Origin of the sequence: Paenilisteria portnoyi (assembly GCF_014322795.1) — a bacterium.
GTDB classification, from domain to species: Bacteria; Bacillota; Bacilli; order Lactobacillales; family Listeriaceae; genus Listeria_A; species Listeria_A portnoyi.
Map to the genome: position 1 here is coordinate 1 of NZ_JAASTT010000018.1, position 23,105 is coordinate 23,105.

General features: G+C 45.0%; 21 protein-coding genes. 3 read left to right on the forward strand and 18 right to left on the reverse strand.

Annotated elements, in window-relative coordinates; genetic code table 11:
- Both HCJ66_RS11850 and yicI read right to left on the reverse strand, forming a co-directional pair.
- Positions 1–1,313 (reverse strand): glycoside-pentoside-hexuronide (GPH):cation symporter (locus tag HCJ66_RS11850; protein WP_187133317.1); only part of this gene is annotated, 1,313 nt, incomplete at its 3' end.
- 58 nt (positions 1,314–1,371) lie between these two features.
- Positions 1,372–3,639, reverse strand: coding sequence for an alpha-xylosidase (gene yicI / locus HCJ66_RS11855; protein ID WP_187133318.1), 2,268 nt, complete (start codon positions 3,637–3,639; stop codon positions 1,372–1,374).
- 146 nt (positions 3,640–3,785) lie between these two features.
- Here yicI and HCJ66_RS11860 point away from each other — a divergent pair, with 146 nt between their 5' ends.
- Positions 3,786–4,937 (forward strand): ROK family transcriptional regulator, encoded by a 1,152-nt coding sequence (locus HCJ66_RS11860; RefSeq protein ID WP_187133319.1) that lies wholly within the window; start codon positions 3,786–3,788, stop codon positions 4,935–4,937.
- Positions 4,938–4,983: 46 nt separating this feature from the next.
- Here the strand turns inward: HCJ66_RS11860 and HCJ66_RS11865 are convergent, their stop codons facing one another.
- From HCJ66_RS11865 to HCJ66_RS11875, 3 genes are read right to left on the reverse strand one after another with little or no spacing between them, the layout of a single operon-like run.
- Positions 4,984–5,439, reverse strand: coding sequence for an ASCH domain-containing protein (locus tag HCJ66_RS11865; RefSeq protein WP_425489655.1), 456 nt, complete (start codon positions 5,437–5,439; stop codon positions 4,984–4,986).
- 15 nt (positions 5,440–5,454) lie between these two features.
- A complete protein-coding gene (locus tag HCJ66_RS11870) occupies positions 5,455–6,807 on the reverse strand; it encodes an MATE family efflux transporter (protein WP_187133321.1) in 1,353 nt (450 codons plus the stop codon).
- Positions 6,808–7,251, reverse strand: coding sequence for a MarR family winged helix-turn-helix transcriptional regulator (locus tag HCJ66_RS11875; RefSeq protein WP_187133322.1), 444 nt, complete (start codon positions 7,249–7,251; stop codon positions 6,808–6,810).
- Between the two features lie 141 nt (positions 7,252–7,392).
- Between HCJ66_RS11875 and HCJ66_RS11880 the strand changes: the two genes are divergently transcribed.
- The gene (locus HCJ66_RS11880) at positions 7,393–8,265 is read left to right on the forward strand and encodes a helix-turn-helix domain-containing protein (RefSeq protein ID WP_187133323.1); all 873 of its coding nucleotides are present in this window, start codon (positions 7,393–7,395) and stop codon (positions 8,263–8,265) included.
- A gap of 245 nt (positions 8,266–8,510) precedes the next feature.
- Here HCJ66_RS11880 and HCJ66_RS11885 read toward each other — a convergent pair whose 3' ends face one another.
- The 4 genes from HCJ66_RS11885 to HCJ66_RS11900 form a co-directional block, all read right to left on the reverse strand.
- Positions 8,511–8,906, reverse strand: coding sequence for a DUF1398 domain-containing protein (locus HCJ66_RS11885; protein ID WP_187133324.1), 396 nt, complete (start codon positions 8,904–8,906; stop codon positions 8,511–8,513).
- A gap of 11 nt (positions 8,907–8,917) precedes the next feature.
- The gene (locus tag HCJ66_RS11890; protein ID WP_187133325.1) at positions 8,918–10,084 is read right to left on the reverse strand and encodes a DHHW family protein; all 1,167 of its coding nucleotides are present in this window, start codon (positions 10,082–10,084) and stop codon (positions 8,918–8,920) included.
- An 18-nt stretch (positions 10,085–10,102) separates the two neighbouring features.
- On the reverse strand, positions 10,103–11,527 hold the full coding sequence (locus HCJ66_RS11895) for an MBOAT family O-acyltransferase (protein ID WP_187133326.1): 1,425 nt from the start codon (positions 11,525–11,527) through the stop codon (positions 10,103–10,105).
- Positions 11,528–11,614: 87 nt separating this feature from the next.
- Complete coding sequence (locus HCJ66_RS11900; RefSeq protein WP_187133327.1) at positions 11,615–12,205, reverse strand: LysE family transporter; 591 nt, start codon at positions 12,203–12,205, stop codon at positions 11,615–11,617.
- A gap of 116 nt (positions 12,206–12,321) precedes the next feature.
- Here HCJ66_RS11900 and HCJ66_RS11905 point away from each other — a divergent pair, with 116 nt between their 5' ends.
- On the forward strand, positions 12,322–12,876 hold the full coding sequence (locus HCJ66_RS11905; RefSeq protein ID WP_187133328.1) for a helix-turn-helix domain-containing protein: 555 nt from the start codon (positions 12,322–12,324) through the stop codon (positions 12,874–12,876).
- Between the two features lie 45 nt (positions 12,877–12,921).
- Here HCJ66_RS11905 and pgmB read toward each other — a convergent pair whose 3' ends face one another.
- The 9 genes from pgmB to HCJ66_RS11950 form a co-directional block, all read right to left on the reverse strand.
- Positions 12,922–13,584 (reverse strand): beta-phosphoglucomutase, encoded by a 663-nt coding sequence (gene pgmB / locus HCJ66_RS11910; RefSeq protein WP_187133376.1) that lies wholly within the window; start codon positions 13,582–13,584, stop codon positions 12,922–12,924.
- On the reverse strand, positions 13,581–14,696 hold the full coding sequence (locus tag HCJ66_RS11915) for a glycerate kinase (protein ID WP_187133329.1): 1,116 nt from the start codon (positions 14,694–14,696) through the stop codon (positions 13,581–13,583). Before HCJ66_RS11915 ends, pgmB begins: the two co-directional genes overlap by 4 nt.
- 21 nt (positions 14,697–14,717) lie before the next feature.
- Positions 14,718–16,901, reverse strand: a complete 2,184-nt coding sequence (locus HCJ66_RS11920; RefSeq protein ID WP_425489660.1) for a glycoside hydrolase family 65 protein — start codon at positions 16,899–16,901, stop codon at positions 14,718–14,720.
- 5 nt (positions 16,902–16,906) lie between these two features.
- A complete protein-coding gene (locus HCJ66_RS11925; RefSeq protein ID WP_187133331.1) occupies positions 16,907–17,941 on the reverse strand; it encodes a Gfo/Idh/MocA family oxidoreductase in 1,035 nt (344 codons plus the stop codon).
- Positions 17,942–17,998: 57 nt separating this feature from the next.
- A complete protein-coding gene (locus tag HCJ66_RS11930; protein ID WP_187133377.1) occupies positions 17,999–18,790 on the reverse strand; it encodes a sugar phosphate isomerase/epimerase family protein in 792 nt (263 codons plus the stop codon).
- Between the two features lie 16 nt (positions 18,791–18,806).
- A complete protein-coding gene (locus HCJ66_RS11935) occupies positions 18,807–19,859 on the reverse strand; it encodes a zinc-dependent alcohol dehydrogenase (RefSeq protein WP_187133332.1) in 1,053 nt (350 codons plus the stop codon).
- Positions 19,860–20,096: 237 nt separating this feature from the next.
- Positions 20,097–20,948: a carbohydrate ABC transporter permease gene (locus HCJ66_RS11940; protein WP_187133333.1), complete on the reverse strand. Its 852-nt coding sequence runs from the start codon at positions 20,946–20,948 to the stop codon at positions 20,097–20,099.
- Positions 20,935–21,816 carry a carbohydrate ABC transporter permease gene (locus HCJ66_RS11945; protein ID WP_187133334.1) on the reverse strand — a complete coding sequence of 294 codons (882 nt, stop codon included), beginning with the start codon at positions 21,814–21,816 and terminating at the stop codon, positions 20,935–20,937. The genes HCJ66_RS11940 and HCJ66_RS11945 overlap by 14 nt, the downstream gene beginning before the upstream one ends.
- 15 nt (positions 21,817–21,831) lie before the next feature.
- On the reverse strand, positions 21,832–23,088 hold the full coding sequence (locus tag HCJ66_RS11950) for an ABC transporter substrate-binding protein (protein ID WP_222717494.1): 1,257 nt from the start codon (positions 23,086–23,088) through the stop codon (positions 21,832–21,834).
- Between the last annotated feature and the right edge of the window lie 17 nt (positions 23,089–23,105).

Here is a 23,105-nt window from a genome sequence, read left to right on the forward strand (position 1 = left end):
TTATAGAACATCAACGCTATCGCTGCTATCGCGAAGCCGACAATCGGAATCCAAATAAAGTTGAACTCAATCGCATGAAGCGCGCTTGTAGATTGAACTTTATTCGCTTGGTAACCACCTGTTGCCAAAATTCCTGCCGTCATCGCGCCGCCAATTCCCATTCCGAATTTCGCGCCGAAGCTCGATGCAGAAGTCAGCAAACCTTGTGCTCTCACGCCGCTTTTCCACTCGCCATAATCGACAGTATCCGCGAGCATAACCGAAAGCAATCCAGAGATAAAGCCAGTTCCGAATGCGTTAATCACAACACCGACAATGATAATCGGCACGCTCAAGCTATACGCCCCAATGCCCATAACCGCTTGTCCAATAATCGCCAGAACAAGTCCGCCAACCATCGTGTTTCGTTTGCCCAATCGTCCAGCCACAGCCGGCGTCATCAGCAATGTCAAAAGTGACCCAAACGCGAGCGCCATAATCATCGGCACCAAATCTTCACGTCCCAAGTTATACTTGAAAAAGTAAATCGTCGTTTGGTTTTTCATCGTCATAGCCATCCAATAAATGAAGTTCATCAAGATCATAATCACCCATGGCCAGTTACGCTTAATCGCCTGGATACTATCTTTCACACGCACGACTTTTTGCACGTTTTCAATCCGTTCTTTCGTATTGAAGAAAGTGTTGAGTAATAATACCACAGCCACAATCGAAAAAATCAAAATCGTGAGGAAAAAGCCTTTTTGGTCGTCACCTTTTCCAAGTGCTGCTACGATTGGCAAAGTGAATACGGTTACAATGATTTGTCCTAGCGTTCCACCGAATTGGCGAACTGTTCCCAGTACTGTTCTTTCTTGCGGGTTATTCGTCAAACTTGGCAAAATCGATGTGATTGGCAAATTCACGCAAGAATATAAAATACCTACTAAAATATATGTGATATAAGCCCATGCCAATTTTCCAGCGTCGTCAAAGCCTGGTGTCGTAAAGGTTAGTACGCACATGAGGCCAAATGGAATCGCGAACCAGAGGAAGAATGGTCGACTTTTGCCCCATCGTGTATTGGTACGATCGATGAAAATCCCGATAATCGGTCCATCAAAAGCATCGATGACACGCGCGACTAGAAATAGGGTTCCTACTGCCGCAGCGCTTAGTCCGTATACATCTGTATAGAAAAACATTAAATAGGTCGAAATAACTTGAAATGCTAGATTACATGCTGTATCACTTAAACCGTAACTAATTCGTTCTTTCCATGGCACCATTGCTTTCAATGGCTGTTCCGTCGATATTCTTCCTGTTGCTTCCATCAAATTTCCCACCTTTTTTAGTAGTCGCCCATCTCAATGAAGAGACGGGCTCGATTTTTTATGATAGTTTTACTGTTTTTTCGGATGTTTGGACTATTTTTGTACCCGATTCGTGTTGTTTATGCCAGATGACTTCGTAGTTTGCTAAACCTTCTGTGTGAACTGTTATTTCAGAACCGGTATTTTCAACGCGGATTGTCGCTTTTTGCGTGCCGTTCGCTTGGTAAATCACCGTTTCTGCGCTTGTGCTAGCCGCTTCAAAACCATAAACATGGATCGTTGGGTTTTCCGCATAATCGTATTCCGCGTGATCATCCCGCGAACCGCATACAATAATGCTATTTTCCTTCGCCAAAAGTGGGAAACTCATGTAGTCATGATGCTCGCTAACCCACGTGCCACCATCGTAAACTTCATCAGTCAGGATATTCGTCCATTTGCCTTTTGGAAGGTAAAATTCGCCGCGACCTTCTTCGTTAAAAATCGGAGCTACGAGCAAATTCTCACCCAGCATGTATTGTCGGTCAAGCGTTGCCGCAGCTGGATCTTCCATATATGAAAGCACCATCGGACGCATCATCGGCATACCATCCTTGTGCGCCGTCACCGCTTGCTTGAACAAGTACGGCATCAAACGCATTTTCAGCTTCGTAAATTTCCGCGTCACGTCCACTGCTTCCTCATCGAAAATCCACGGCACGCGATATTCCACGTTTCCATGATAGCGGCTATGCGATGACAACAGGCCGAATTGCGTCCAACGTTTGTAAATATCAGGCGTCGCACCCTCTTCAAATCCACCAATATCATGACTCCAGAAGCCGAATCCAGATAGCATAAACGACAACCCGCCACGCAACGATTCCGCCATCGAGCTATACGTAGAAAGGCAATCGCCGCCCCAATGAACCGGGAATTTTTGCGATCCAACTGTTGCCGATCTCGCGAACAACACCGCTTCCTGCTCGCCACGCTTTTCCTTCAATAAATCAAACACGACTTCATTGTAAATATACGCGTAATAGTTATGCATTTTTTCAGGATCAGAACCATCGAAATACTGCACATCAGTTGGAATTCGCTCACCAAAATCCGTCTTGAACGCATCCACGCCCATGTCCATCAACGCACTCAACTTGTCGCGATACCACGCACACGCCGCTGGATTCGTAAAGTCAACAATCGCTTGCCCACCTTGCCACAAATCCCACTGCCACACAGAACCGTCTTTATTTTTGATGAAATAGCCATGCTCCTTACCTTCCGCAAAAAGCGCCGACTTCTGAGCAATATACGGATTAATCCAAACGCAGATTTTCAGACCCTTCGCCTTCAAGTTCGCGAGCATTTTCTCAGGTTCCGGGAAAACGCGACGATCCCATTCAAAATTACACCACTCAAAATCCTTCATCCAGAAACAGTCAAAATGGAACACATCAAGTGGAATATCGCGCTCCTTCATCCCGTCGATAAACGAATTCACCGTCGCCTCATCATAGTCCGTACAAAACGACGTGCTGAGCCATAAACCAAACGACCAAGCAGGCGGCAATGCAGGTTTCCCAGTCAAATCCGTATACTTCCGCAGAATTCCCTCCATCGTCGGACCGTAAATAATCATGTACTCAAGCGTCTCACCCGCAACACTAAACTGGTTTTTTGACACATGCTCCGAACCAACCTCAAACGACACATGCTCGGGATGATTCACAAATACGCCATAGCCTTTATTACTCACAAAAAACGGAATATTCTTGTATGACTGGTCACTACTCGTGCCACCATCCTTATTCCAAATATCTACCGTCTGGCCATTCTTCACAAAGTTCGTGAAGCGCTCGCCAAGTCCATAAATATTCTCTCCAACGCCCAAATCAAGCCGTTCGCGTATGTAATTCTGATTCGCAGACGTAACGTAACCTTGGCCATTCACATCCGATTTCGTCAAAAAATGCCCATTTCCATAAAAAGATAACGCATAATTTCCCTTATCAATCGCAACTTTCAAATCACCGGTTTGGATTGTAATCGCTTTCTCATCATCCGTCGTTTTCAAAGCAACTTGCTGCTCGTTAATCCCAAATGCAGGCGACTTACGCTCTCCGCCATCATGATGCTTCAAACGAACCGTAAACACGTCTTCTCGCGGCGAACTAATTTCCGTCGTCATCAAACCAAGATTTAACGTATCCCCACGCGATTTAATTTTTTTAAAAGGAGCAAAAACGGTAACTGTATCCGCTTTCAAACTATAGTCAAATACTTCTTTCGGATTCTGGATTTCAAAACCCTCTTTTACGAGCCAAATACCATCTGTAAATTTCATTATCGGTCCCTCCTCATCAAGTTAGTTAGCATGATAAACTAACTAACACCATAATAATACGAACGTAACATTTTGTCAAGCGCTTTCTTATTCGACAAAGCCTTCTTTTATCGCTACAATAGATAAGAGAACAAGGGGGTACCACAATGTTTGCAAATCGAACTGGAATTAGAGAAGCCAATGAACGCACGGTTTTGAGTGTCATCGTTAACGACGGTCCGCTTTCACGCGCGAATCTTTCCGAAAAAATCGGCCTAAACAAAGCAAGTGTTTCCGCCATCGTCAAAAGTCTGATTGAACAAAAACTAATTAAAGAAGTTGGCATCGGCGAAAGTACCGTTCAAGGCGGTCGCAAACCGATTATGCTCGAGCTAAATAAAGCCGCGGGTTTCGCGATTAGCGTGGATCTTGGCTACGATTACATAGATACGATGATTCATTACCTAGATGGCACCATCCGAAATCGTAAGTTGCTTCCCTTCCGAACCATAGAAAAAGCAACAATCACCTCTGATTTAGTCACCATCATCCAAGAAATCACCGCGAAGCTTCCAAAATCACCTTTTGGCATCGTTGGTATGACCATCGCAATTCACGGTATTGTCCACAACAACCAGATCAACTTCACGCCTGCCTATGATTTCACCGATTTCCCGCTAGCCGAAACCTTGCAAGAACACTTCGACTATCCGATTTTCCTAGAAAACGAAGCGAATCTGCTCGCACTCAGTGAACACGCCAAGCATAGCGCATACCATAACCTCGTTTGCATTAGTATTCACGCCGGAGTTGGTGCCGGAATCATCACGAACGACACGCTTTACACTGGCGAAAACGGCCTCAGCGGCGAGATTGGTCACATGATTGTCCAGGCAAACGGAAATCATTGCACATGCGGTGGTAAGGGATGTCTTGAAACCTACAGCTCTGAAAAAGTGATTTTAGACACCTATCGCGACATCACAAAAAATCCGGAAGCTATCATTCCAGACCTATACCGCGCCTATGCTGCGAACGACTCGATTGCTACGAAACTAATCGAGAATATGGTGGACTATTTGAGCATCGCCGTTCATAATGTTATCACCCTCTATAACCCAAAAGTGGTTGCCATTCATAGCGAAATCAGCCGCCTCATTCCCGATTTCCCAGAGCAAATAAAACAGCAATTACCGCATTTGACCGCACAAAATATCGAAATCAAAAAAGCCAGCCTCGGCGAAGAAGCCATTTTATTCGGTGCTGCGGTTGTCACGATTTCTAATTTTTTAGAAGTTCCTAAATTTGAATTAAAATAAGACAAGTCGTGCCCTTACTTCGAACATCGAGGGCACGACTTTATTTTTATCTCGCGTGAACCACTTCAAACCGCTGACATACAAGCAATAAATCCGGTGTAAACGTCAATCCAAATTGCTCTAATTCCGACGTAAAGAACCTCACATGTGCCTCATACCAATACTCATAGCTAAGATCGCCTTCTCCCTCTGACCTCGCAAAATCCTGCGACACCTCATTCATTTTCACAAGTTCTACTTCGGTATAACGGATAATCACTAATGGTTCGTTTTTCCCATCTAAAACGATATTATACTCCCCAACTTCAGGGATTCGCTCGCCTTCGATTTCATGTACACAATGCGCCGCGCATGAAGCTGTTTTAACGCCATCCACTACAAGCGCTCCCAGCCGATCTGCCATTTCAGCTCCGTAACCAAACGCCCAAGCATCTGGGCAAGCCAAATCTAAGCCCTGTTCCTTTGCAAATGCTTCCCAATAAGATGTAATGATTTCAGACATAGTCATCTCCTCCTTTTAAACCATTTCTGGATTTTTAAATAAACCACGCCACGTCCGCAACATGATAATCAAACAAACGGTGAACGCTCCGACATCTGCGAGTGGGAAGGCATACCAGACGCCATCCAATCCCCAGAAATTCGGCAAAATTAAGAGTAGCGGAATCAAGCAAATAATCTGACGCATAAGCGAAATGACGAAGGAAATCCGCGCCCGGCCTAACGCTTGATACAAGCCCCCGCAAACAATCTGGAAACCAATCGTTGGCGCGGCTAACAAGACAATTTGCACCGCATGCGCGCCATCTTTTAGCAATTGCTTATCATCCGTAAAGACGCTGACTAGAAGGTCTGGGAACAGTTCCACCACCGCAAAAGCAACGACGGACATTACAGTCGCCGCAACAATTGATAGTTTCACTGCTTTCACCACGCGTTTATATTCTCGTGAGCCGTAGTTAAAGCCGACAATCGGTTGCATCCCTTGTGTCACCCCATTAATCGGCATAATCATGAACGACGCGATTCTGTTCGCCACGCCATACGCCGCAATCGCCATCGTCCCACCATGAATATTGAGCATCCAGTTGACCGAAATCGACACGATACTCCCAGCTGACATCATGATAAACGACGGGAAACCAATCGCCATAATGCTCCCCGATAATTTCCAGTCAATATAGAAGCGGAATCCTTTTAACGTCAGCGAACTTTTTCCAGATAGGAAGTAAATCAACAGCCAAATCGCGCCAACCGCTTGCGCTATCAACGTCGCAAAAGCCGAGCCACGAATTCCCATATCCAACCCCATAATAAAAATCGGATTCAAAATCATATTCAAAACGGCCGAAATAATCATCGTCAACATCGCTATTTTCGCATTTCCCTCCGAACGAACAATGTTATTCATCGCCATCGCAAAGGTTTGAAACACCGAGCCCAGCAGCAAAATTTGCAAGAAATCCTTTGCGTACTGGTGAATCTCCGGCGTCGCGCCAAACATTGTCACCAGTGGATCAAGGAAAATGAACGTGATAATCGCCAACACCAAGCTTGAGATGACAACAAGCCAAATCACCTGATGATACACCCGGTTTGCTTCCTCACCTTTTCCAGCGCCAAGTGCCCGCGAAATAATCGACGCCCCGCCGATTCCAAACATTGCGGCCATCGCCATCATAATCATCTGCACAGGAAACGCGATGGAGAGCGCCGCGACACCAAGCGAACCAACGCCCCGAGCCACGAAAATTGTATCGACAATGTTGTACATGCCCATCACGAACATCCCGATAAAAGCCGGAACCGACAGCCGCCACATCAGCGAGCCAATTTTATCCTCACCTAAGCGCTTACTTTGTTCCTTCATCTACTCACCCGCCTTTTCATGATTTTGCACATTATCCACCATCCGCAACAATAAATGAATCAATTGTTCCTTTTCGGTCTCCGAGAAACCTTCTGTCAGAATATCAGACCAGTCCTGCATCGTTTCCTCAATAACCGGTTGTATCAATCGCCCTTTATCCGTCAAATAAACAATATGTTTACGCTTATCCTGCTGATTCACTTCACGGCGGATCATGCCTAACTCCTCTAATCGCTGAATATGTCTCGCCACATTCGCCTTATCCACCATAAAACGCTTCACAATCTCATCTTGTGACATAGCACCATAACGATAGAGCGTCGCAATATAGCGTAACTGCCCAACACCCAGACCATACTTCTTTAACCGATCTAATTTAAATGTATTTCCACACCGATTCACAATCGACATCGATTTTGCCATAATCTCATATTGTTTTACCATAGCTTTCCTCTTTTCCAATCGCAAAATGGTTGCGTTATCAACTTTACTCATTATAACGAATATAAGTTCCCACCGCAATCAAATTTGACTTTAACAAGCGGTTTTGACACAATAAATATAGTAGAAAGCGAGGCTAGAACGATGCAAATAAAAAAACTGAAAGAGCGCTATCCCGACCTTACATATTCCGAAAAACCGTTAAAAATAAATTCAACGCACCTCTTCTTTTATGCGAATCCATATTATTTCGCGATTCCAAAGAAAACGCTAACACCAGAAGAAACCGCGTTGCTGCAAACCCTTTTCCAAGCACCAGCACCCGTTTTCAAAAACGAACGACTCACAGAATGGCATGCTTTACTATTCACGCAAGACGAGCTAGAAATCCATACAGAGCCGCATTTTTATCGAATTATCCAATTCCAAATCCAATCCGCAGCCCCTTCCAAAAAAACAGTACTCGAATGGCAAAAAGCGTTGGTCAGCTTCTTCGCGCAAGATACCGAAATCCTCATGCTGACCGAAGATTACGGTGTTCTGATTGAAAAAATTGCAGGCTCTTTGCTCGGTGAAGAAGAACTCGATGCCATCGCAACAACGCTTGAAAGTGATTTTTATATCCCGGTTCACTTTTTTATGGGCTTGTTCCACGAGAAAACGGCGCTGCTCCGAGACTTATTTGCCGAGGAACAACGCCTATTCCGCCAAAATTCTAATCAGCTCGTGCAAACCGTTGAATCCAATTGCCTGCCGATGATTGCCGCACAATTGACGAACAGTTTGCTGGCACAGGAAATCGGCCAGCTTTTTGAGAAAGACGAGACTTGGAAACCGCTTATTAAAGCACTTTGGGAGCAGCAAGGGAATCTGAGCATGACCGCGAAAGCCTTATTCATGCATCGCAACACGATTCAATACCGGATCGATAAATTTCAGGAATTGACGAACTTGTCGCTACGTAAGACGGACGGATTGCTGTTTGCCTATCTTAGTTGTCTTTTATACGAGAAATAGAAAAACTCTAGAGCGCCGATTTTTTCATCGGTTTTCTAGAGTTTTATTATGTTACTCCTCACGATTTTGCGGTTTAAAAATAAAAAGTCCAATTCCAAGAAGAATGATACCAATAATCAGCAAATGCATACGCTAATTTCCCCCTCTTCCATGTCCCCTTCGACATTATTACCTTATACCCTTATTTATTAAAATTATACATATGAAAAAAGAGATTCTCAACTTGAGCCATCTCTTTTTCATGTTTATTTAACGGTTGGAATCGGTTCTTGTAGTAATACCATGTCAGCACCGTCTTCATATGTGACCATCATCTCAGCCAAATCCGAATGCCAAACTGGAACACCTGCCGCGCCTGCCAACTCGCAAAACTGCTCGAAATCAATTTTGCCAGATTGTGCTTGTTTGACTGCGTTCTTTATTCCAGTTGCGGATGATTTCGCAGCCACACTTTTCGGTACGCCGTTTAATTGCGCTTCGACTTTTGTACCCTCTGCATCCCAGAAAACGTACATTCCAGTTTCAACGAGGTAATCATATTTCACAACGCCGGCCGCCTTGAAACCTTGCACAACTTTTGGAAAATCTCCTGCGTTTGCCTCACTTGTCGCGACTTGCATGATCGTTTCTTGCGTTAACATTGCTTCGCCTCCTAGTTGAATGTTGTTAATTGTGGTGTCGCATAAATCGAATTATTATTGAAAAACAACAACGCCTGGTCAATCTCGTATTTTTTCACGTATGCATGTAAGTCTAGATTTTTATAGTAGCGCAAATCGAGTACGTGTACATTTGCATAGTACGGCGCGATAAACTGAATAAATGCATTCGCATAGGAATCTTTGAAAATTAGCAAATTCTTCTGTGTCAGCGGATCTGGTGTTTTAATATGCACCTCTGGATAATCCGTCCCAATATAGGTCGTGTAACGATTTGCATACACTGCGGGGTCTGTTAAACGGCTCTTGACATACAAGGAATCGCGCTGTTCCGTAATAACATCCAACTTATACGGTGCGCTCAAATTCTTCTGCGTGGCAACCATCACTTGGTCCGACTTCGAAACGAGTGAAGACGTCGTTTTCCGAGCATCCGAACCGTAAAATGGCAATCCTTCTAATTGCCACGTCCAATCATCCTTCGTCAACTGCGTCACGCCTGGGTTCATCGCTTTCGTTACTTTTTCCGAAGCGAGAAATGCGGCCTTAGCTTGCCAATGGTGATCCGTGTAGAAAAACATATTTTTTTCGTTCTTATTTTTGTAAAGGACTTTCGAAACGTCGATATTTTGTACGTATTTTTTATTAATGAGCGGCATCAAGCGTTCGTAGCCATCACGTCCAAAGCTAGGATAGTATGTCGGGAACTTATCTTCAAACACCGTTGACTTATTTGGAACGACAACTAGGCTTGTGGAAACACCTTGTGCTTGCAACATTTTACCGACATTGTTCACACGCTCAGCGATTTTATCCGCATCCGCCTTCGTATATTGTTCCACTTTTGTTAATAAATAGCCATCTGGCGCCACGTATACATCTTTATACACATCTTGACCTAGCGCGACTTGATTCACACGCATATTCAATTCTGTAAATGCATCGCGACGTGGGAACTGATCGTTAAAAAAGACATCCCATTTTCTCATATAATCGCCACTCGTCACTGCATCCGCGCTATATTCTGGTTTTTGCGCCAAATTGCGACTCTCCAAAATCGAAACTTGATTTTTCCCAGCAAAAAGGTAGAAGAAAAAGACGCCGAAAATAAAGAGTAGAAATCCTGCCGATAGTAATATGTTGAATAGTTTTTTATTCACAGTGATTCTCCTAACGTTTTAAAATCTGAAATAAATGAATGGATTGAAGGTCGAGCCTACAACAAGCGCGACGGAGTATATGAAAATGAAAGCAAGAATGGCAAGCGTCGCCACATCTTTTGTTGCATACAATATTCGATGACCTTGCATGAATGTGAGTAATTTTTCACTAGCAAATAAGTTCTTCACGAGCGGAGTACATGCGATAATTGCGACAATCAGGACAACTGCATATTCATGCATATAATACGTCGCACGCGCATCCCAAAATACGCCAGAACCGAACATCGAACCCAGGTAACTCCAAATATCGCTCACGTTGTCGATTCGGAATAGAAGCCAACCGAAGATGATGACGATGAGTGCATACACGTGTTGTAACGCCGCAGGAATTTTTAATAATGCTTTACCTAAAAAGGCTTTTTCGAGCATGATAAATAGTCCGTAATACGCGCCCCAAAGTAGGAAATTCCAACTTGCGCCGTGCCAAATCCCTGTTGCCAGCCAGACGATCGCCAAGTTTCGGTATACCTTAATAGGAGAAACACGATTCCCGCCGAGTGGAATATAGAGGTAATCTTTAAACCACGTTCCAAGTGAAATGTGCCATCTCCGCCAAAATTCTGATACCGATTTCGCGATGTATGGATAGTTAAAGTTCTCGAGGAATTTAAAGCCGAACATTCGTCCAAGCCCAATCGCCATATCGGAATATCCCGAGAAATCAAAGAAAATTTGCAGTGAATAGAAAATCAGACCAATCCACGCCGTTCCGACCGATAAACCGCCACCCTGACTTTGGAAAATCTGATCCGCCACAAGTCCGCAGTTATTTGCGATAAACATCTTTTTCGCCAAGCCAATAATAAAACGCTTAACTCCACTCGTGAATAAGCTAAGATCGACTTTTCGACTCTCAATTTGATCGGCAACCGTTTGATATCGAACAATTGGTCCCGCCACAAGTTGCGGAAATAGCGATATGTATAGCGCAATATTTAGCGGATTTTTCTGCACGCGACCGTCGCCACGATAAACGTCCAGCACATAACTCATCCCCTGGAATGTATAAAACGAAATTCCGAGCGGTAACGCAATCGCCGTCCACTCAAAATTCGTGCCAAACAATGTTTCCAAATTAAACACAACAAAGTTCGCATATTTGAAAATCCCTAAAACAGCTAGGTTCCCGATAACCATCAATGCAATGACTAACTTGCCGTGCTTCCCGTCCCGCTTCGCCTTGTCCGCAAGCAGTCCAAACACATAGTTAAGCGCAATCGAAAGTAACATAACAAAGATGAATTTCGGTTCTCCCCACGCATAAAAAAATAAGCTGGCTAGCAATAACATGATGTTTTTTAATTTTTTCGGCGTGATAAAATAAATAGCTAACACAACTGGTAAAAATACAAATAAAAATGTCGTCGTACTAAATAGCATGCCTTTTCTCCCTTTTCTCGCAGTATTTTGAACTCTGCATATCTAGTTTATTTTACTACTTCGCGTGCTAAAATACAATACACATTTTTACACCAAAATCGAGACCGCGCAGTAACCAAGTAATAGCGCCATTACAATGTTCAGGCCTTTTTTATGTTCTGCCAATACCTTGCTGAAAATCGAACCAAACATCGCCCAGCAACATGTCCCTGAAAAGCCAACGATAGTTAAAATTAAGATGAAAAGCGACACTTGGAACACACCACTAAAGTACGGCAAAACAAGCGTTGAAAACGTCGTAATTCCGTATAAAATCACCTTTACGTTCACGAACTGCATCACCATGCCTGTAAAAAAGCAATTTGGATCTAAGCGCACTTTTTTCGCGTTCGGATTTTTCGGTTTGTCTCGTAAAATCATCCAAGCGAGCCATAAAATATACGCGGCTCCGATAAAACGCATAAATGGCTCAATCGTTGGGATAAAATCATATAACGCTGCGCTAAAAATCGCGGAAGCCAGCACAATAACAAAAAAGCCTGCCAAAACGCCTAAACAGAACTTAAAACTCTTTTTAAAGCCGTCATTACTCGCATTTGACATCGCCATAATGTTGTTTGGTCCTGGTGTGTACGCTGTCAAAAATATATAAGATAAAAATGCTGCGATATTGAACATATTCTTTACCTTCCTCTCGCCGGATGATATAATACACAAAAAGGATATTATAACGTTTATACAGTATACAATACATTACGTGCGTTATATTGTCAATGCGAAAGAAGGATATAATAGTGGATAATATTAGTGCCGTCGTCTCAGAAAACCTAAAATTAGCTCGTCAGAAAAAACGCCTCAGCCTCGATGAACTAGCGAAACTCACTGGTGTCAGTAAGAGTATGCTTGGACAGATCGAGCGTGGGGACGTTAATCCAACGATATCGACGCTGTGGAAAATCGCGAATGGCTTGAAGGTTTCTTTTACAGAACTCGTAACGAAACCGAAGATTGATTATGAAGTGATTGATCGTAAAACCCGGGAACCGCTTATTGCTGATGATGGAAAATGTCGCAACTATCCGATGTTTACGTTTGATAGTGAACGTCGCTTTGAGACATACTATTTGGAGATTGATCCAGATGGACGGCTTGAATCGACGCCTCACCCAGATGGTACGGAGGAGTTTATCAACGTTTTTTCAGGGGAGCTTGTGATTGCGACGAACGGGGAAGAGTTGAAGGCTAAAGATGGTGACTCGATTCGTTTCAAAGCGGATCAGGAGCATGTGTATACGAATGCGAGTGCGGATGTGTGTCGGCTGAGCATGATTATTTATTACCCAAACTAAGCAAAAAAGTAGCGCGAAATCCGATTTTCACGCTACTTTTTTATATTAAATTTGGAATACTTTTTGAATCATTGCTAGTGTTAATTTCGATGTATCGCTGACTAATTCGTCGGTCCCGATGAGCCCTGTTCCAACGCCAATCGCTTTCATACCAGCGGATTTAATGGCTTCCACACCAGCTTGTGCGTCCTCGATTCCGACTGCATTTGCTGGCTCCACACTAAGTCCAGCTGCTGCTACTAGGAAGATTTCTGGATTTGGTTTGGAATGCGTGATTTTTGCCGCATCGGCTAGGTAGTCGAAACTATCTGTCAAGCCAAGTGCCGCAAGAACCATTGGCGCATTCTTAGAAACCGAAGCTAAGGCGATTTTCAAGTTTGCCGCGCGAATCGCGTCGAGCAATGGCTTGATGCCCGGCAAGATATCTGCGGGAGACAAGTCTTTCAACAACTCCACGTAATGCGCATTTTTCTTCGCCGCCAATTCCTCTTTTTGCTCCAATGTGAAGTCTTTTTCACGTCCACCTTTTGCTAAAATCAAGTCGAGCGAATCCATCCGGCTGATTCCTTTTAGCGTCTCATTAAACGCCTCGTCGATCTCGATATCAATGTCCGCTGCTAGTTGCTTCCAAGCCAAATAATGAAAGTGCGCGCTGTCTGTGATGACTCCATCTAAATCAAAAATTACTGCTTCTAACTGTCTCACTATATTCTCCCCTTCAGCAGAACCGCCACATTTCGGGCTGTTCGTTCGATATTTTCACGCGTTTTAGGCAAAATTTCAGCGAGCGTCCCAGCTGTTGCAATCGTCGGAAACACCGCATCTATTTTCGAATAAACCGCTTCAATTCCATCTCCAATACTACCACAAATCCCAATTACCGTCGCGTTTTCAGGCGCACAGTTGGCAACACCAATCGGCGCTTTTCCAAAAACAGTCTGACCGTCCATGCGACCCTCGCCAACTACGATAATATCAGCATCCGCGCACGCTTCTTCCATCTTCAACTCCCGCAAAACTAGCTCAATTCCCGGTTCGAATTTTGCACCTGTAAATAGCATCAAACCAGCGCCCATTCCGCCACCAGCACCACTTCCTGGCAACGTGCGTACATCATGCTCAAAAATCGAATAAAAGCCTTGCATCGCGTTATCAATGCTCGCAATCTTGTCCTGCACCAATCCTTTTTGCGGTCCAAAAACAGCAGCCGCGCCGTTCTCGCCACATAGTGGATTCTCAACATCAGCCGCAATCCGAATCGTTGTTTCCGTGAGCCTCGAATCGAGATCCGTCAGCGAAACCGAGCTAATCGCACTCAAATTCGCACCAATCGGAGTCTGCTGCTCACCACGTAAATTATAGTATCGCGCGCCAAGTGCTGCAGCCATGCCGATTCCGCCGTCATGCGAGGCACTTCCGCCGACACCAATCACGATTTCCCGCACCTTCGCGTCCAGAGCATGCTTGATCAACTCGCCAACACCCGCCGTGCTCACCTCGAGCGGATCACGTTTTGCAAGCGGCACCAAATGCAAGCCGCACGCCTCCGCCATCTCAATAAACGCACGCGTCCGATCCGCACTAAACGCCATTTTCGCCGTCACAACATCCCCCAGCGGCCCCGACACGCGCACTTCCTCCACCACGCCACCAGACGCCGCCGCAAGAATCGCAATCGTTCCTTCCCCGCCATCGCCCACAGGCAAAAGCCGGTACTCCGCGTCCGGAAATACGCCAGCAAATCCCACTCGAATCGCCTCGGCAACCTCCTGCGCTGTTAAACTTTCCTTATATGAATCTGGGGCAATGACTACCTTCATGATCGCTCTTCCTTCCAAAATTTAAATTTCTAGTCCTGTCGTCATACTGTGCTTCTCGCCAAAAATGTGAATCTGAATTGGCGCTGTCGTCTCTTTTGTCACCCGAATTTTGTCCGGCTCCAACTCGATTTCCAAGCGCTCTCCATGCCATACAAATGAAAATGCCAAACGCTTCCATCCAGCGGGCAGTCGCGGATTCAAATGCAACTCGCCATCCGCAATCGCTACACCGCCAAATCCGAAAATCGCAGTCAACCAAATCGCACCGAGCGACGCGGCATGCACACCTTCATCCGTCCCACCAGGAGCCGCCTCCAAATCAATTCGGCATGCCTCCTCGAAGAACCGATACGCCTTATCCTGCTGACCAACCCGATTCGCCACAATCGCATGAATCGCCTTACTCAGCGAAGAATCGTGAATCGTATGCGCCTCATAATAGTCCAAATTCCGCGCCACAATGTCCTCTCCAAACAGATTCGGCATCAAATAAAGCAACATCACCACATCCGCCTGCTTCAAAATCTGCATCTCATTCACTTCCGCCCGCGAATAATCCAGCAAAATCGCCTGAGACCCTTGCCGCGCCTTATACTCCGTCAAATCAATTTCCGGTTTATCCAAAAACGTATCATCTTGCGGAATCAATTTCGAAGCATCCGCCTGCGGTAAATAAATTTTCCGTAGAAACGCCTCGCATAAATCATAAAACGTCGTATGTTTTTGACCATATTTCGCCATAAAGCGCAACGTCTGATACACATTTTCGTGCGCCAAATAATTCGTGTATGCATTATTATCCACATGTTCCGTATACTCGTCCGGACCGATTACATCTAATATAACATATTTCCCTTCCTTTAATACAGCCCTACTTAACCAAAAACGCGCCGTTTCCTGCAAAATTTGCAAACCATCATGTTCCATAAACAGTTCATCTTGGCTCGCCTCATAATAATTAACCACAGCATGCGCAACATCCGCCACGATATGGTGTTCCGCAAGAGCCGACGCTACTTTTTGACGCTTCCCAGTCCGAACATTAATCGCTGCAAATTCAGGGGTCTCTTCTTCTCCACTAAATGCGCTCTCCCATGGAAACAACGCCCCTTGATAGCCATTAATCGCCGCTTTTTCACGTGCCTGTTCCAAATGAAGATAACGATAACGCAACAACTTCCGCGCCTTTTCCGGATGATTATACAAATGAAACGGTGCAATAAAAATCTCTGTATCCCAGAACACGTGACCCTTATAACCCTCACCCGTCAGCCCTTTCGCCCCAACACTAAAACGCTCATCGTGAGCCGGTGTCATCGCTTCCAGATGATACGTTGCAAAATCCAGGGCCAACTGATCAAACGCATTTTCCGATGTCACCTCAACCCGATAATCCTGCCAAAATTCCTGCCAAGAAGCGCGTGATTCCGCCAAAGCTTCCTCATAACTCCTTGCCTCGCGGATTTCGCCAAGTCCGAATTCCGCTGGGTTATCCGTCTCTAAACTCGTCGCGATAACGCTTACCTTTTCCAGCGAAAACGGCTCATTCGCCACCAACTTCTCATTCACCGTCACAAGCAATTGCCGATTCTTCGCTGCAAAACTTCCGGGCGCGCTAATCATCGACGTCACCGTCACATCCTGCCCACTTTGCGTCGTCACATAATCGCCCTGCATCCACGTTTCGCTAAACACACGAAGCGATTTCTCCACCAGATGCTGCGTCCCAAAGTTCGTCTGCTGACCATCAATTCCCGTCCGAATCCGCACATCTGCGTCTCCCGAAAGGCTCGTAATCGCAACTTCCGCATACACCTTATGTAATTCCTTCTTACTCACAAAACGCTTCAGACAAAGCTCAAACCGCTTCCCATTCGGATGTTGCCAAACCAATTCGCGACACACCTCACCCGTCGCCAAATCCAGCTCCCGCTCAAAACCCTGAACTTCCCCACTATGCATTGAGAAATTCACACCATCAATTTCAATCTCAAACCGCGTCACATCAGGCAAATTTACCAAATCAGAACTCACTTGCCCTTGCGCTTTATTATAAATTCCCGCTACAAACATGCCACGCGTCTGCTCCGGGTAATCTTCCTCAAATCCCGCGCGAACGCCCATATAGCCATTCCCAGTCGTCATCAAACTGGCATACGTATCAAAATAATGTGGATCTATTTTACTCTCCCGTAATACACTGATTCTACTCATAAATATACACTCTCACCTTTTTCTGCTGATTCGTAAATAGCCTCAATCAAACGCTGAACCTGATAACCCTGCTCTGCGTCAGCCACCATCACATCCGCGCCAAGCACCCGATCCACAAACGCCTGCATACTTTTTGCATGTCGTTCCTCATCCGCTGTTTCCTTCTTCAAAATCGTGACCAATTCACCCGCCCGATCCGTGTAAATCTCCGCTGGAAACAACGTAGCACCAGCCTCATCCCCGAAAAATTCCACATTCAAAACCGAACTTTCCTTCATCTGCAATACAAAAGAAGTCTCCAACTGCAACAAGCCACCATTTTCAAATTCAATAAACGCAAAAACCGCGTCCTCCACGTCATATTTCGTAGGGTCCCACGTGCCAAAAGTCCCTTCCGACTTCTTTGTCCCAATTTTTTGAAACATTTTGGCAGTCACTTTTTTGACTTGCGGGAAATCCAACACGTACATCGCTGCGTCGAGCATGTGAATACCAATATCGATCAACGGGCCACCGCCTTGCAATGCCTTATTCGTAAATGAGCCCCAACCTGGAACCCCCGAACGGCGCAATGCCTTCGCTTTAGTCATGTAAACCTCGCCCAGAACCCCATCCGCATAAGCCTGCTTCACATCGCGCATATCCGTCGCAAATCGGTGATGAAAATCGTACGCCAAAACAAGTCCGCGCTCCACCGCCAAATCACGCATCTGCTGCGCCTCATTCGCCGTCATCGCAGGCGGTTTCTCACACATGACCGCCGAACCGTGTGACAACGCTAACATGACATTATCAAAATGAAACCGATTCGGCGTACAAATACTCACCATATCCGGCTTTTCTGTCTCAAACATCTCCGCCGCATCCACGTAACTATGCGCAAAACCGTTTTGTTCTGCAAAATCCGCCGCACGAGTCGCATCTGGATCAACGACAGCAACCAGCTCCAATTCCTGCGTCCGCGTTTTATAATACGCTGCATGAACCTTCTCGGCCACTTGCCCCGCGCCAATAATCGCCACTTTCTTCACTTCATGTTCCCCCTCTAAATACTGCCCCCAAAATCGGATTTCAGAGGCAGCTTACTATTATCTACAGCTCTTCAAATGTTCCAATGCATCTTTGTATGCTTTTTCCGGATCTTCCGCACGAACTCGGCATTCAAACGTCAAGAATCCGTCGTAACCATCCGCCTTCAACTGGTCGAAATGCTTTTTAAAATCAAGCGATCCACTGCCAGGCTGATAGCGATGATTGTCGGCCACATGCACATGCTCCACTAAATCACGATTCGCGTGCAGTGCCTCTGAAATCCCATCTTCCTCAATATTCATATGATAAAAGTCCGCGATAATTTTCACATGTTTCAAGCTATTCGTCTCAATATAACGACGCGCATCGCCCAGCAAATTAATCATGTGGTCCTGATAGCGATTCAGCGGTTCCAGAAAAATCGTCGTCCCAGTCTCCGCCGCAATCCCCTCCAAATAAACGAGTGACTCACTCACAGCTTTAAAATCACCAGCTTCCGAACGCGGCGAAACCATCGGCGGCAAGCGATACGTGAACATTCCCCAAGCCGCAGGAACCACAATCCCTTTTCCACCAACCTCTTGCAGCGCTTCCAAAATCACCTTAATTTCCTGTAACCCGCGCAAACGACGCTCCTCGATAAAATCACCGATCCAGCCGTCATAACCGCCGCACGCCGTTGAAACCGGAATTCCAGTCGCCGCAATCGCCGCTTTGACCTCCGCCACGTTTTCCACGAGCAGTTTTCCGTCGATTTCGAAGCCTTCAAAACCCATTTCCTTCACATATTCGAATTTCTCCATAATACCCTCTGGAAAAAATGCCTGATTTTGCGTCCCAATTTTCATCATTGTCCGTCTCCTTTTAAAGTTCGATTCCCATCTTAATACTCAAATCTGGATTCTGATCCACGTATTTCATGTAGGCCTGCGCACTCTCGTCCAAGCTCACAATCGGATCAATCAAATCCTCACAATCCAAATACCCGTTCATCAAAAGCTCCCAGCAAGTTTCCTCGATACGCTTCCGATTCCAACGTGGATAATCCGGATTCGGCTCACTCGACGCGCGCGCAAACACGATTTTGGCATTATTAAAATGCGCCTCGCGTCCCAAATTAAATCCATCTGGAAACGGCTTCGCAAACGCCACATATGAAATAATTCCACCGTATGCAATCCCGCGTAGCGCCGCCTCAAGAGCCTGCGAATTCCCACTCGTCTCAATAATCGAGTCCGCACCAAGTTTGCCAGTCAATTTTTTGACCTCAAACCCAACATCCGTCCCAATCGGATTAAAGCAAGCATCCGCACCATGACGCATCGCAATTTCGCGACGATGTTCCAAAGGATCGACGCCAATCACGATACTTGCACCAGCCTTTTTCGCTAGCTGAATCGCGATTTGGCCAATCGCGCCGAGCCCAACGACCACAACGTAATCGCCCGCACGCACATGCGCCTCACGAACACCACTCATCGCAAACTGCGCTGGATCATAACAAACCGCATTTTTCCAACTCGCGCCCTCAGGCATTTTCCGCAGCTTATAATTATCGACCGCCTTCACGATCACAGTCTCCATAATCGGCCCGTACGAGCAAACCATATCGCCAATCGCGTACTCCGTCACGTCCGCGCCAATCTCAACGATTTCGCCGACAACCATGTTCCCGAGCTGAAACTCCCCGAACACAATCCCACGCGCAGAACCTTCCGCGCGCGGCATAAACATATTCCATTCCTCGTTAAATTCCTCATCTATAAATGGGCTCACACCGCGAAAATCAACGACCTCCGTCCCATGCTTCGGCGACGCAAACTTCACTTGAATCCGCGCCTCATCCTTAGCCAATTCCCGATCCACATATTCCACCAAATCCGCAACCCGCGGCTCCGTAGCAATCAATTTCTTCATCCATTAAACTTCCCTTCTAAATTCCAAATTCATTTTTATAAAAGTACTTAATCACTGTCTCATTCACAAAATTAGTCGTCCAATTCTGAGCCGACTCCGTGCCTCCAAACCGTCAGAGCGACGAGAAGCTTTCAGCTTCTAGGCAAAAGTGAGTACCAGGTGCGGAGCGTACTTGCGTACGTGAGCACTGGAACGGAACTTTTAACGACGAAGATGAATGCTTCTCGTTGCTCTGACCTAGCCTTTGACGCCGCCGTCGGTCAAATTTCCTTTTATGAAACGTTCTGATAGAGCGTACATGATAACTACTGGCAATGCCGTCACAAGTGACGCTGCCATCATGCGACCCCAAATATAATCTGGTGTACTAAACAACGTATTCAAGCCAATTGGTAACGTAAACAGCTCTGAATCCGACAAGAATATAGACGCAAACAGATAATCATTCCAAGCTACCATGAAGCAATACACAAACACCGAGACAATCCCTGAAATCGCGAGCGGCACGATAATCCTCAAAATGATCTGCATCCGATTCAAGCCATCCATCATCGCCGCTTCCTCAATATCCACTGGAATCGTGTCAAAATAACTAATCAACATGAAAATCGCAGTCGGCAATGTCTGTACAACCATCGTGATAATCAGCGCCGTTCTCGTGTCATACAATCCAACACTCGAAATAATTTTAAACAACGGCACGATTAACAAAATACCTGAAAACATGTAAACCGTATAAAAACTCGCATTAATCGTTGTCCGTGCTCGGAAACGCAATTTTGACAAGGCATACGCACCTAAAATCCCTAAAACAACTGCAATTCCTGCTGCAACTAACGCAATGATAAAACTATTTTTAAAATACGTCAAAAATGGGAAAATATCCGGGTTGAAAATATCTAAATAATGCTGAAACGTCCACTCTTTTGGAAAGAATGTTGGCGTCGTTGAAATCGCCTCTTTTGGACTCTTAAATGACGTCATCATCATAATCAAGAATGGAAACAGCGTGAACAGGAGAAATAATACTAAACTCACATAAAAAACAATTTTCTTCGTCCGTTTCGATTTTTTGCTACTTACTGCCATTTAAATTCACTCGCTTTCTTGTAACCATGATGACCACGAAGATGATGACAAACAGAATCACCGAAATCGCCGATGCTTTACCTAGATCATTGAACGCGAAGGCCGTTTGATACAGGTAAACCCCAAGAATGTTTACTTTGTTCGTTAGCAAGTATACGTCGGTAAACATGTAGAACATCCAAATCGCACGCAAGGTCACAACTGTCGCCAAAACTGGCATAATTGCTGGTAGCGTCACAATTTTGAATTTGTCCCAAACGCTTGCCCCATCCATTTCCGCAGCTTCATAAAGCGATTTATCCACCGTTTGCAAAATCGCTAAGAACGAAATGAAAGCATACGGGAAATAACGCCAAATCGCGAATAACACGACTAAAATGAAGCTCGAAACAGGATTATCAAACCAAAGTGGTGCATCCTTCCAAAGATGAAGAATATCGCCACCAACATAGTTGATTACACCGTAACTATTGTTAAACATGTATTTCCAAGCAAAAATCAAGGAAATCGACGGCGTTACGTACGACAAAATAATGAGTGAACGCGCCGTTTTCCGGAATCTGAACTCCCGGTTGAAGAATATCGCAACCAGAAGTCCCATCCCTGTACTACCAACAACTACTAGAATCGTATAGCCAAACGTTAAAGCCAATGACTTGTAAAATTCAGCATCCGTTAAAATATCAATATAATTTTGCAAACCGATAAACGTTGAATCCAAATTCGGATTGAGCGGTAACTCGAAAAAGCTAATTTGAATGTTTGAAATCATCGGATATGCCACTAACACAAGTAATAAGAGGATACTAGGCGACAGCAAAGCTAGCGCCATTTTTGCATCCGAACGTTTATATGCTTTTGTTTTCATAGTTCCTCCTTATTCTTAGTCATTAGATTCAGCTGTCTTCTGTGCTTTTTTTAGCTCTGATTCGACATTTTTACCGCCGACCGTCACATTATTAACCATTTTCGCAATAACTCCTGAGCTTGTAATATCACCCATTTTGGTGAAGTTTTTGCCGTCAACTAAGCCGAAAATTTGAATATCATTAAATGAATTCGCGATTTCTTCAGACAAAGCGCCGAATGATTTCACGACTTCATTGTTTTTATACGCTGCGTTTTCGATAACGCCTTTATTTACTGGTTGCGCCCCACCTGGAGACATTAATACCCATTTCGTTTGGTTCTCAGGTTGCGATAGGAACTCCACGAATTTTTTACCTGCGTCTTTTTGTGCTTTATCCAAACCATCCGAAAGTGCTAACGCTGAAACAGTTCCATACACCGCTTTTTCTTTTTCTTCTGGAATGATAAACCCAATATTACTTGGGTCCCCGTCTGTGAACACCGCGGGTAAAAGATATGTCGAATACATCGCCATCGGAGCCGTACCATTCATAAATGCATCCTTGATTTCCGTCACATCATTCGACCCAGGCATTGTATATTTCGACAATTCTTTATAAAATGTCAATGCCTGTCTCATTTCCTTCGTATCAATCGTAATGTTGCCTTTCGCATCTAGCACATTGGCTTCATTGGAGAGCGCAAACTGAGAAAATGCTTGCTCTGACATCGCGCCTTCTGCTGTAGGAATTGCAATACCATATTTCTTATCTGATTTATTTGTAAAATGCTTCGCGATTGTCAAAATATCGTTCCAATTCTTTGGCTCCTCGAAATTCGCCGCAGCTAAAGCCTTCTTGTCGTACCAAATACCTTGCACCCAGCCTGTAAGTGGAACGCCGATATAACTTTTCCCATTTTCAGAACGAACCAGATTCAATGCACCTTCATAATAACTATCCTCGCCAACCTTTTTGATAACATCTTTGACCGCTACTTGATCGATCAATTTATCTTTATCCATCACTTTCGCAAAATCCTGACTTACTTCCAAAACCTCTGGCAATACCCCAGCTCGGGCTAACGTCACAACTTTTGTATTGAAAGCATCTTCTTCCACTGGCACTTGTTTCACTTTAATATTTGGATTTTCTTTTTCAAATTTCGCTACCAATTCCTTGATAACATCCAAACGTTCCTTTTCCACCGAGGAATGCATAAATTCAATCGTTACAACTTTATCATCTCCACTTCCCGATGAACCTCCACACGCCGCCAAAATAACACTCATTAGTAATACAACGGCAA